The sequence below is a fragment of the Mesorhizobium sp. M1E.F.Ca.ET.063.01.1.1 genome (assembly GCF_003998155.1).
In the GTDB taxonomy this organism is placed as follows: Bacteria; Pseudomonadota; Alphaproteobacteria; order Rhizobiales; family Rhizobiaceae; genus Mesorhizobium.
Map to the genome: position 1 here is coordinate 1 of NZ_RZSC01000129.1, position 11,271 is coordinate 11,271.

General features: G+C 65.0%; 12 protein-coding genes and 1 tRNA gene. 4 read left to right on the top strand and 9 right to left on the bottom strand.

All coding sequences use genetic code 11. The features are described 5' to 3' along the window. Positions 1–98: 98 nt before the first annotated feature. The 3 genes from EOA29_RS12400 to EOA29_RS12410 all read right to left on the bottom strand — a co-directional run bounded on the left by EOA29_RS12400 (position 99) and on the right by EOA29_RS12410 (position 1,044). Positions 99–530, bottom strand: a complete 432-nt coding sequence (locus EOA29_RS12400; protein ID WP_126090406.1) for an acid-shock protein — start codon at positions 528–530, stop codon at positions 99–101. 144 nt (positions 531–674) lie between these two features. After that, positions 675–863: a DUF2158 domain-containing protein gene (locus tag EOA29_RS12405; protein ID WP_126090405.1), complete on the bottom strand. Its 189-nt coding sequence runs from the start codon at positions 861–863 to the stop codon at positions 675–677. A gap of 105 nt (positions 864–968) precedes the next feature. Continuing rightward, positions 969–1,044 (bottom strand) — tRNA-Thr (locus tag EOA29_RS12410). 120 nt (positions 1,045–1,164) lie between these two features. Here EOA29_RS12410 and EOA29_RS41320 point away from each other — a divergent pair. After that, positions 1,165–1,317: a hypothetical protein gene (locus EOA29_RS41320; RefSeq protein ID WP_189350388.1), complete on the top strand. Its 153-nt coding sequence runs from the start codon at positions 1,165–1,167 to the stop codon at positions 1,315–1,317. A 62-nt stretch (positions 1,318–1,379) separates the two neighbouring features. After that, positions 1,380–2,585, top strand: a complete 1,206-nt coding sequence (locus tag EOA29_RS12415; protein ID WP_126090404.1) for a hypothetical protein — start codon at positions 1,380–1,382, stop codon at positions 2,583–2,585. 174 nt (positions 2,586–2,759) lie between these two features. Here the strand turns inward: EOA29_RS12415 and EOA29_RS12420 are convergent, their stop codons facing one another. Beyond that, positions 2,760–4,361 carry a cisplatin damage response ATP-dependent DNA ligase gene (locus tag EOA29_RS12420; protein ID WP_126090403.1) on the bottom strand — a complete coding sequence of 534 codons (1,602 nt, stop codon included), beginning with the start codon at positions 4,359–4,361 and terminating at the stop codon, positions 2,760–2,762. Positions 4,362–4,599: 238 nt separating this feature from the next. Further along, a complete protein-coding gene (locus EOA29_RS12430) occupies positions 4,600–5,610 on the bottom strand; it encodes a ligase-associated DNA damage response exonuclease (protein ID WP_126090402.1) in 1,011 nt (336 codons plus the stop codon). Between the two features lie 107 nt (positions 5,611–5,717). Here EOA29_RS12430 and EOA29_RS12435 point away from each other — a divergent pair, with 107 nt between their 5' ends. Beyond that, a complete protein-coding gene (locus tag EOA29_RS12435) occupies positions 5,718–6,635 on the top strand; it encodes a methyltransferase domain-containing protein (protein ID WP_126090401.1) in 918 nt (305 codons plus the stop codon). A gap of 75 nt (positions 6,636–6,710) precedes the next feature. Continuing rightward, a complete protein-coding gene (locus EOA29_RS12440) occupies positions 6,711–7,085 on the top strand; it encodes a hypothetical protein (protein ID WP_126090400.1) in 375 nt (124 codons plus the stop codon). A 113-nt stretch (positions 7,086–7,198) separates the two neighbouring features. Here the strand turns inward: EOA29_RS12440 and EOA29_RS12445 are convergent, their stop codons facing one another. The 4 genes from EOA29_RS12445 to EOA29_RS12460 form a co-directional block, all read right to left on the bottom strand. Next, complete coding sequence (locus tag EOA29_RS12445; protein WP_126090399.1) at positions 7,199–8,140, bottom strand: glyoxylate/hydroxypyruvate reductase A; 942 nt, start codon at positions 8,138–8,140, stop codon at positions 7,199–7,201. Between the two features lie 38 nt (positions 8,141–8,178). After that, positions 8,179–9,807: an ABC transporter ATP-binding protein gene (locus tag EOA29_RS12450; protein WP_126090398.1), complete on the bottom strand. Its 1,629-nt coding sequence runs from the start codon at positions 9,805–9,807 to the stop codon at positions 8,179–8,181. Then, positions 9,804–10,943 carry an ABC transporter permease gene (locus EOA29_RS12455; protein WP_126090397.1) on the bottom strand — a complete coding sequence of 380 codons (1,140 nt, stop codon included), beginning with the start codon at positions 10,941–10,943 and terminating at the stop codon, positions 9,804–9,806. Before EOA29_RS12455 ends, EOA29_RS12450 begins: the two co-directional genes overlap by 4 nt. Beyond that, positions 10,943–11,271: ABC transporter permease subunit (locus EOA29_RS12460; RefSeq protein ID WP_127220961.1), on the bottom strand; the 329-nt coding region annotated here is incomplete at its 5' end. The genes EOA29_RS12460 and EOA29_RS12455, both read right to left, overlap by 1 nt.

Here is an 11,271-nt window from a genome sequence, read left to right on the forward strand (position 1 = left end):
TGGTCGCCGGCACTGATGCGCCGTACCAGTTCCTCGTCCGGATCGGCGCCCATCAGCCTGGGCGCTCCCGATGATCATCGTGCCGCATAACCTCTCGGTCATTGCTCCTGATTGGGAGCGGTTTTGTGGCCCGGCGTCTCGTCCGCGCCGAGCACGCCATCGGCGTTCTTGTCGAGCCTGGCGAAGCGCTTGGCGAGGAAAGCGTCGAGCTCCGACTTGTCGACGAACTCGTCCTTGTTGGCATCCATCCGCGCGAAGGCTTTGGCCGGATCGCCCCTGGCCTTGCGCTGGGTTTGGAATGCCGTCCACTCGGCCAAGCCGACCTTGCCGTCGCCGTCGGTGTCGGCGGCCATGAACGCCTTTTCCCGGCGCGCCTCGAACTTCTCCAGCGTGGTGCCGGGCTTGGCGGCAGCCGAAGTGCTTGGCGCCGGTTGGGTCGGCGCGGGGGCGGGGGTTGGCGTCGTTGTCTGGGCGGCCGCGGCAGCCGCCTGCAGGCCAAGGGCAACGACAAGTATGGAAGGGCGGATCATGCTCTCGTCTCCGGTTGCGCGCGGCCATTTGCGGCTACGCTTCAGCCGTTAAACGCGGTGACACAGAAAATCCGTCGGTCGTTCCGCCATACGAGATCGGCGGGCCTGGCGGCGCCCGAAAGCAGCCCTTCAGGGGCGCTGAAACTATTTCCGTTCGTTGACCACCACCAACTGGTCCGGCTTGAAACCGGCATGCTGCGGGGTCCAGACGTCGCCCTCGCGGTTGAACCAGTGGCACAGATACGTGCCCGAGGCAGCGCCATCGCTCACCGTCATGTCCGGGCCTCCGGATTTCAGCCTGACGACGTCTCCAGTCTTGAAACCATTGGGCATTTTGACCTCCCATGCTGACACCGGGAGTTTCCCACCAACAGCGATTCCCGACAATGGCCGAGATGCACCTACAACGTGGTACAGGGCTGGAAATGCAAGGAAAACTGGTGCCGCTTGCGTGACTCGAACACGCGACCCCATCATTACGAATGATGTGCTCTACCAACTGAGCTAAAGCGGCCCGGGAAGCGATTAGGCCTCCAAGATGCGCCGGTTGATAGACTCAACCGTCAGCTAATTCAAGATGGCTGGCGGCGAAATCCGGCGCCCATGCGCGGCAATTTCGGCCGGCTGCAGCCGCATGACAATCTCTGGCGCCGGCCGCGGCGGCTTGCCGGTCGGCGTCCGGTCCGCCGGAGTCGATCCGGTGGCGGTGACAAAAATGTTGATTCTTCAACAAAAAACGCCGAAATGGGCTTTGGATGCGTCGGCAAGACTGCCGCTCGCCCGTTGATTGATTGGTCGCCTGCGGCTAACGATCGATGAACTGTGAGCGAACGCGCAGAGGGAGCTCGCTTGGACGCCATCGAGAAAGCGATCCGCAACGCCTTCGCGAAAGGCAATGCCGAGGACCGGGCGTTTCGCGAGAAGGTCTATCGCTCGGCCTTTGCCGCGCTGGATCGCGTCCTGCAGGCCAATCCGAATGTGACGGTGGAGGCCGCCATCAACCGCCGCAAGGCGGTGCAGGCCAAGATCGCCGAGATCGAATCCGAATTCCTGCCGGCCGTCCAGGCAGTCCCCGACGTCACGCTTCCGTCCGAGAGCGGCACGCCCGCCGGCAACGCGGCGCCGGCGCCCTCGATCGACACGCCAACCCAGTCTCCCGCGCCGTCGGTGGATGCGCCGCGACCGCCGGCGCAAGCGGCGCCGTCGCCGTCGATCACTGTCGACGGTCCGGTGCAGCCGGATGCTTCGGACGCGCCGCGCTCGCGCGTGCTGCCCCGCGTGCCCGACATCATGCCGGACGAGACGGCACTTCCCGACGCGCCGACCCTCGATGATTCTCCCGGAGCCTCCGTCGGCAACGGCGCCGAAGTGGCGCCGGATCGCGACGAGCGGCGGATCAGGGGACGGCGCCTGCCGCTGACGGCGATCTTCGTCGTAGCGACGCTGCTTGCGGCAGCCGGCATCGGCGGCTACTTCGCCTTCCAGACTGGCGTCTTCAAGACGGCGGCTGAGCTCGACACCGGTCCGCCGGAGGCGCCTCCGACGCTGGAAGGGGAGGAATCCTCGCAGCCCGCCGACACGGGCTCGCCGCAAAAGCCGGGCGAGGCGGACCAGTCGAAGAACTGGATCAACGTCTTCTCGCCCGCCGATCCGACTCATGTCAGCACGCCGTCCGACGCCGGCGCCGAGGTGATGAAGGACGACACCGGCCAGTTCCTGCGTATCCGCTCCGGCGCGTCCGGCTCGGCGATCGCCTTCGACGTCGGTCAGGGCGTGCTGGAAAAGCTCGCCGGCAAGCACGCCATGTTCGACGTCATCGCCCGCTCGGAAGAAGGTAAGGAAACCCAGATTTCGGTCGACTGCAATTTCGGCGAGTTCGGCGATTGCGGCCGCAAGCGCTATGCCGTCGGCCACGAGCGCAACGAATACCTGTTCGACGTGCAGTTCCCGAACAAGCATCCGGGCGCAGCCGGCACCATCGCCATCAATTCCGACTTCGACAAGCAGGGCAAGTCCGTCGACATCTACGAGATACGCGTTTCGATCGCGGAGTGAGCGTGTCGTTGTAGCGTGTGTCGTTGAACACGACCGACGCCGGCGCCTCGCCCCACCCGGCGCTTCGCGCCGACCTCCCCATCGAGGGGAGATAGGGATTGGCGCCACGCCTCACCTCCCCTTAATGGGGAGGTCGCGCCGCAGGCGCGGGTGGGGTGAAGCGCCCACGTTGGATTAGCTGTCGAGTAGCGCCTGCAGCGTCTCGATGCGATCGGCTTCGGCGGCCGGCTTGTCCCAGCGCAGCCGCGATATGCGGGGAAAGCGCATCGCGACACCCGATTTGTGGCGCGTCGATCGGTTGAGGCCTTCGAACGCCACTTCCAGCACCAGGCCGTTCTTGCGGTCGGCGCGCACCGAGCGCACCGGGCCAAAACGTTCGACCGTGTTGTCACGGACATATTTGTCGATCTGCTTGAGCTCCTTGTCGGTGAAGCCGAAATAGGCCTTGCCGACCGGCACCAGCTCTTCCGCGCCTTCCGGTCCGGCCCAGACACCGAACGTGTAGTCTGAATAGAAGCTCGAGCGTTTGCCGTGGCCGCGCTGCGCGTACATCAGCACCGCGTCGACCGTATGCGGATCGCGCTTCCACTTGAACCAGGGGCCTTTCGGCCTGCCGGCGAGATAGGGCGAATCCCAGCGCTTCAGCATCACGCCTTCGATGATCGGATGCGGCGGCGCCTGGCGCAGCCGCTCCAACGCCTCCCAGTCGGGGAATTCGACCAGCGGTGAGAGGTCGAATCGGCTGGGCTCGAGCGTCCCGACGAAGGCTTCGAGCCGGCTTCGGCGCTCGGCGAAGGCGAGGCCGCGCAGATCCTCGCCGTCGATGTGCAGGGCGTCGTAGCAGCGCATGAAGGCCGGATATTGCTGCTGGATCTTCGGTGACACGCTCTTGCGGTTCAGCCGCTGCTGCAGGTCGGAGAAGGTCCCGGTCGCCGCGCGCGGATCGCCGACCAGCAGTTCGCCGTCGAGCGCTGCCTCGAAGTTCATTGCCGCGGCGAGATCCGGGAAGGCGGCGGACACGTCGTCGCCGGTGCGCGAATAAAGCCGGCGGATGCCGCTTTCGCATACCGCCTGCACGCGGATGCCGTCCCATTTCCATTCCGCCGCGTAGTCGGCGTGGTCGAGTCTTTCGAGGTCGCCGTCGCCGACGGCGTTGGAGAGCATCACCGGCCGGAACAGCGCGAACGCCGCGCTCTTCGGCTTTTCCGCGCGCCCTTCCAGCCACGCAAACAGCTCGCTGTAGGGCGGCGTCAGCCCGTGCCACAGCTCCTCGATCTCGGAAACGTCGACTTTGCCGAGATCGGCCAGCGCCTGCTTGGCGAGCCTTGCCGACACGCCGATGCGCAAGCCGCCGGTGACCAACTTGATGATGGCGAAGCGCGCCGAGATGCTGGCGCTGTCGAGGAGCCGCGCCAGCACCTGCGGCCCGTCGGACCGGCTCGCCGCCTGCAGCCTGGCGACCACCTCGGCGAGCGTCGGCGCATGGTTCGGAAGATGACCGGTGGGCTGCGGCCAGACCAGCGACACGGTTTCGGCAAGGTCGCCGACATAGTCGTAGGAATAGCCGAACAGCACCGGGTCCATGCGCTCGACCACCAGCGCGCGCAGCATCGCCGGCTTCACCGCCGCGATCGAAAGATCGCCGGTGATCGCCGCCAGCGCCAGCCCGCGGTCCGGGTCCTCGACGCCGCGGAAATAATCGGTAAGCAGCGTCAGCTTGCCGTTGCGCGACGGCGTCAGCACCAGCCGGTCGAGGAGTTCGGCGAAGCGGTTCATGGCGTTGCAGACCACGCCGATAGCGAAAGCCGGCGCGCGACACCCCCCTCTGGCCTGCCGGCCATCTCCCCCTCAAGGGGGGAGATCGGATGTTGCGCCGGCTTTCGCCAATCTCCGGCGTTGCGGGTGATGCGCCGGCGCTGGAGCTGCCAATCTCCCCCCTTGAGGGGGAGATGTCCGGCAGGACAGAGAGGGGCGCCGTAGAGCTCGGCGGCGGAGATTGGCGAACTGTGTTGCATCAATCGCCCTCGTCCTCGTACCCCACCAGATGCAGCGGCCGCGCAGTGATGCCCTCGAGCTCGCACCAGCGCACCAGCGCCTCCTCGCGGCCATGCGTCACCCAGATCTCCCCGGCGCCGGTTTCCTTGATCGTGGCGATGAGTTCGTCCCAGTCGGCATGGTCGGAAATGATCAGCGGCAGCTCGACGCCGCCTTGCTTGGCGCGCTGGCGGATGCGCATCCAGCCCGAGGCGAAGCAGGAGATCGGATCGGGAAAACGCCTCGCCCAGCGGTCGGCGAAGGCGGCCGGCGGGCCGACGACAATGGCGCCGGCGAAATCGGCCTTGCTGCCGGTCTCCACGGTCCCCGGCTCCAGCTTGCCGAGGTCGATGCCTTGGCTCTGGAAGTATTCGCTGAGCTTTGTCAGCGCGCCGTGGATATAGATCGGCTTGTCATAGCCGGCGTCGCGCAACAGGCGCATCACGCGCTGCGCCTTGCCGAGCGCATAGGCGCCGATCAGGTGCGAGCGCTCGGGAAACTGCGCCGCCGATTTGAGCACGCGGCCGATCTCCTCATGGTCCGGCGGATGCCGGAACACCGGCAGGCCGAAGGTCGCCTCGGTGATGAAGACGTCGCACGGGACCGGCTCGAAGGGCCGGCATGTGGCGTCCTTCTGCCGCTTGTAGTCACCGGAGGCGACGATGCGCATGCCTTGGTACTCGACGGCGATCTGCGCCGAACCCAGCACGTGCCCCGCCGGATGGAAGGTCACGGCGACGCCATTGATGCCGATCGTCTCGCCGAGCGTCGCGGCCTGCGTCGTGCCGGCAAAATCCTCGCCGTAGCGCAGGCCCATGATGTCGAGGGTCTCTTGCGTGGCCAGCACCGCGCGGTGGCCGGAACGGGCATGGTCGGAGTGGCCGTGCGTGACCAGGGCGCGGCCCACCGGCCGCACCGGGTCGATGAAGAAATCGCCTGGCGGGCAGTAGAGCCCTTCCGGTCGTGGCTTGAGCAGGTCGCTGGCGCGCATGGCTTGAAGATAATGGCTAAATTCCCCGCGGAAAGCCTGTTGCAAGAGACTGCTGACTCATCCTACAGCCGGCCGCCGGTTCGAACGCCGGTGGGATCAAACGAACCATGAAACCGTTTCAGGCTTCGTCCGGCGACTCGAACGCCGACCGTCGCGCCGACTTCGCCGAGATGCTCTTCGTTTCCGGCGAGGCGGCGCAGGCGGCGGAGCTTCTGCTCGGTGCGCTGGAGCTGGCGCCGCAATGGGCGGCCGGTTGGTTCCGCCTCGGCGAGATGCAGGAGGCGGCAGGTTTTCTGGACCAGGCCGCCCAGGCTTGGACGATGGCGCTGAAGCTCGATCCCGCGGACCGGCTGGGCGCGTCGCTCAAGCTGCAATTGATCGGCAATGCGCCGGCGGCAGCGGCTCCGCCCAGCGCCTTCGTCGAGACCCTCTTCGATCACTACGCCGACCGTTTCGAGGAAGCGCTGGTCGAAAAACTCGGCTACCGGATGCCGGACTTTCTCGACCGGGCCATTCGCGCGGCAAGGCCGGGCCGTTTTCACCTAGCCCTCGACCTCGGCTGCGGCACCGGCCTGATGGGCGAAAGGCTGCGTCCGATCGTTGATCGGCTCGAGGGCTACGACATCTCAGCCGGCATGTTGCGGAAGGCGCGCGCCAAAGGCATCTACGACCTGCTTTCCAAGGCCGATCTTCAGCATTTTTCCCACGCCGGCCCGAAAGCCGACCTCGTGGTCGCGGTCGACGTGTTCATCTACTTAGGCGCGCTCGAACGCGTTGTCGGAGCCGTTGCCGAGAGCTTGGTCGATAAAGGCGTCTTCGCATTCTCGGTAGAAACCACCGCCGGCGACGATGACTTCGCCTTGCTGCCGTCGCGGCGCTACGCGCATTCCGAGGCCTATGTGCGGCGCGTTCTCGCCGTCAGCGAGTTTGCGATCCTGTCGCTGGAGAGCACGACCATCCGGCATGACCGCGGCGAGCCTGTAGGAGGCTTGGCTGTCGTGACCGGGAAAGGCCATGCGGTATAAGGAATCGCTGCTGCGAAAAAGCCCGAATCGCGTGTCGGTTTAAGCATGGGGGCGGATACCGCACGGAGGGATACCATGCGCTGGAACATGGTGGTGTTGGCGTCTTGCCTGATGACGGCCGGCTGCGTGGGCGGCACCTCGATGGCCGAAAGGCAGGACGAGAACGTCCAGTCCTCGCTGCAATATGACAGCGTGCCCTGCGACCAATTGTTGGCGCAGCGCAATCAGGTAGCGCAGCAATACAATCTGCCGGTCACGGCTAAGCCGACTTTCTCCAATCCGGCGATGGGCTTCGGTCCGTTCACGCCGGACATGCGCTCCAAGGCGCAGCGCGACAGCGACAAGGCGAGTGGCGAGATCGACGCCATGAGTCGCTCGATCGAGCGCCGCGATTGCGGCGAGCCGAAGAAGAAGGACAAGCTCGAGCTGCCCGGCTCGAAGCCTGCTTAATGCATGTCGCCCAAAAATGCGCTGCGGTTTTGGGAAAACGACATGCACCAAAACAAAGACCTAGACTAAAGCGTGGTGCCTGAATCCGTTTCAGCGCTACACGCTTTGGGTGCTCAATAACCCGCTTCGCGGTCGACCAGGTTTTCGAGCTTTTCGCCGCGCTCGAATGCATCCATCTGCCGCAGCATGATCGGCACGAGATGCACGGGGTCCGAGGTCGCCGCCGCATGCGGCGTCACGAACACTTTCGGGTGGCTCCACAGCGGGCTTGTCTTCGGCAGCGGCTCGACCTCGAACACGTCGAGGCTCGCTTCCTTCAGCATGCCGTCGTTCAGCGCGCGCAGGATGTCGGCATCCTTCTGCAGCCGGCCGCGGCCGGCATTGATCAGCACCGTTCCGCCGAGCCCGTTGCGCCTGCGCAATTCCTTCAGCACGCTGTAATTGATGATGCCCTGTGTGTTGGGGGTGAGCGGCAACAGCACCACCAGGATATCCGTGGCGTTGAGGAACGGGATCAGCCCGGCTTCCCCGGAAAAGGTCGAAACGCCCGTCATCGGCCGCTCAGTGCGCGACCAACCGTTGACCGCAAAGCCCAGCGAGAGCAGCACCGAGGCCGCTGCGCGGCCGAGATTGCCGAGGCCCATGATGCCGACGGAGATGTCTTCCGCCGCGCGCTGCGGCAGCTCTCGCCAGATCTTCTTCTGTTGTTGCGCGCGATAGTGCATGCTCTGGCGGTGGTGGTCGAGCACCCGCCAGACGACATATTCGGTCATATGCTGGGTGAGATTGTCGGCGACGACCCTGACGATCGGCACGTCGGGCAGGCCGGGATCGGCGAAGATGTGATCGACGCCGGCGCCGATCGAGAAGATGGCGCGCAGATTGGGCAATCCCGACAACAGGTTCGGCTTCTGCTTCCACACCACCGCATAGGTGATCGAGGGGTCGCTGGGGCCATCCGGCTCCAGCACCACCTCGCGCTCGGCCGAAAGCAGTTCGCGCCAGCGCTGCGGGTGAAAGCCGGTGAGGGCAAGCAGGATTTTGCCTTTTTCCATTCGCGGATGTTCTTCCCTGTTATGTAAGCCGGGCGGGCCTATTGGCTGACCACGCCGGTCGGCGCCGTCTCGATCCTGAAGGCCGCCGAGATCAGTGCCCGGGTATAGTCGGTCTGCGGGCTGCCGAAAATCTGATCGGACGGCCCGGCTTCGACGATCTGGCCATTGCGCATGACGATCACATCATTGGCAAGGGCGCGGATGACTTTCAGGTCGTGGCTGATGAACAGATAGGCGAGGTTGTGCTTGGCCTGCAGGTCGCGCAAAAGGTCGACCACCTGCGCCTGGACGCTCATGTCGAGCGCCGAGGTCGGCTCGTCGAGCATGACGAAGCGGGGGTTGAGCACCATGGCGCGCGCGATGGCGACGCGCTGGCGTTGGCCGCCGGAAAATTCATGCGGATAGCGGTGCCGCGTTTCGGGATCGAGGCCGACCTCGTTCAGCACTTCGACGACCTTGTCGTCACGCTCGTCGGGCGACAGTTTTGGCTCGTGGATCTTCAGCCCTTCCTCGATGATCTCGGCGATCGACATGCGCGGGCTCAAGGATCCGAACGGGTCCTGGAACACGATCTGCAACTCGCGCCGCAGCGGCCGCATGGCGCTGAAGGAAAGCTGGTTGATGTCGCGCCCGTTGAAACCGATCGTGCCCGTGGACGAAATCATCCGGGCGAGCGCCAGGCCGAGCGTCGTCTTGCCGGAACCGGATTCACCGACGACGCCGAGCGTCTGGCCCGCGCGCACGGTGACGTCGATGCCGTCCACCGCTTTCACATGGTCGACGGTGCGGCGGAAGAAGCCGCGCTTGATCGGGAACCAGACCTTGATGTCCTTGCCGGTCATCACAGCCTTGGCAGCGGCATTCGCCGCCGGCGGCTTGCCTTTCGGCTCGGCGGCCAAAAGGTGCTTGGTATAAGCGTGCTGCGGGTTGGCGAAGATATCCTTGGTCGGCCCGGTCTCGACGATTCTGCCCTTGGTCATCACGCAGACGCGGTCGGCGATTTTTCTCACGATGCCGAGATCGTGGGTGATGAACAGCATCGACATGCCCTTGCGGCTTTTCAGGCCCGCCAGCAGTTCGAGTATCTGCGCCTGCACGGTGACGTCCAACGCTGTCGTCGGCTCGTCGGCGATCAGCAATTCCGGCTCGTTGGCCAGGGCCATGGCGATCATGACGCGCTGCCGCTGGCCGCCGGAGAGCTGGTGCGGGTAGGCATCGAGCCGCTTCTGCGGATCGCGGATGCCGACCTCGGTGAGGAGTTCGAGCACACGCGCCCGCGCCTGACGGTCGCCGAGACCCTGGTGCAGCTTCAGCACCTCGACGATCTGCTGCTCGATCGTGTGCAGCGGGTTGAGCGAGGTCATCGGCTCCTGGAAGATCATGGTGATCTTGTTGCCGCGCACGCCACGCAAGGTCTTTTCGTTGGCGCCGAGCAGATCGGCGCCGTGGAACAGGATCTTTCCCGAAGGATGGCTGGCCGCGGGGTAGGGCAGCAGCTTCAGCACCGACAGCGCCGAGACCGATTTGCCGGACCCGGATTCGCCGACCAGCGCCAGCGTCTCGCCCTTGGCGATGTCGAAGGAGATGTGGTCGACGGCCGTCGATTGCGTGCCGCCTTGCGCGAAGGCGACACTCAGATCGCGGACGGAAAGCAACGACTCGCTCATTTGAACGTCTTGCGCGGATCGAAGGCGTCGCGCGTCGCCTCGCCGATGAAGACCAGCAGCGACAGCATCAGCGAAATGACGATGAAGCCGGAGATGCCGAGCCAGGGCGCGTTGAGATTGCGCTGCGCCTGCTTCAGCAGCTCGCCGAGCGAGGCCGAGCCGGGCGGCAGACCGAAGCCGAGATAGTCGAGCGAGGTCAGCGTCGAGATCGAGCCTGAGAGCAGGAAGGGCAGAAAGGTCAGCGTCGCCACCATGGCGTTGGGCAGGAGGTGGCGGAACATGATGGTGAGATTGGGCACGCCGAGCGCCCGCGCCGCGTTGACATATTCGAAGTTGCGCGCGCGCAGGAATTCGGCGCGCACCACGCCGACCAGCGCCACCCAGGAGAACAACAGCATCAGGCCGAGCAGGATGAAGAAGCCCGGCGGCAGGATCGCGGAGACGATGAGCAGGAGATAAAGCACCGGGATCGCCGACCAGATCTCGATGAAGCGCTGGAACAAAAGGTCCGTCCAACCGCCGAAATAGCCCTGCACCGCGCCCGCTGCGACACCGACCAGCGAGGAGCCGAGCGTCAGGACCAGCCCGAACAGCACCGAGATGCGGAAGCCGTAAAGCACGCGCGCCAGCACGTCGCGCGCCTGGTCGTCGGTGCCCAGCCAGTTCCAGTTGCCGATGGCGCAGTTGGGGTCGGCCTCGCCTTGCGGATACTGGCTGCAGCGCGCCTTCCTGTCATAGAGCCAGGACGGCTTGGCCGGCGCCGCTTCGGGGATCGCGTTGTTGACCGTCTGATAGGAGTAGCGCACCGGCGGCCAGATCATCCAGCCATTGGCATTGATCTCGTCCTGGATGACCGGATCGCGATAATCGGTGACGGCATAGAAGCCGCCGAACTTCTCTTCCGGATAGGCGACCAGCACCGGAAACAGGATCTCGCCCTTGTAGGAGGCGACGATCGGTTTGTCGTTGGCGATCAGTTCGGAAAACAGCGACAGCACGAAGAGGAGAAGAAAGATCCACAGCGACCAGTAGCCGCGCCGGTTCGCCTTGAAGTTCTGCAGCCGCCGCTGGTTGAGCGGCGACAGTCGCGGCCGGGCTGCGCGGGCCGGCTTGGTTTCGGCCGAGGCTGCCGTCATCAGATGTCTCTCCGCTCGAAATCGATGCGCGGATCGACCCAGGTATAGATCAGGTCCGACAACAGGCCGACGAACAGGCCGAGCAGCGAGAAGATGTAGAGATTGGCAAAGACCACCGGATAGTCGCGGTCGATCACCGACTTGAAGCCGAGCAGGCCGAGCCCGTCGAGCGAGAAGATGTTCTCGATCAGCAGCGAGCCGGTGAAGAAGGCCGAGATGAAGGCGCCGGGAAAGCCGGCGATGACGATCAGCATCGCGTTGCGGAAGACATGGCCGTAGAGCACCTTGCGCTCCGAAAGGCCCTTGGCCCTCGCCGTCACCACATATT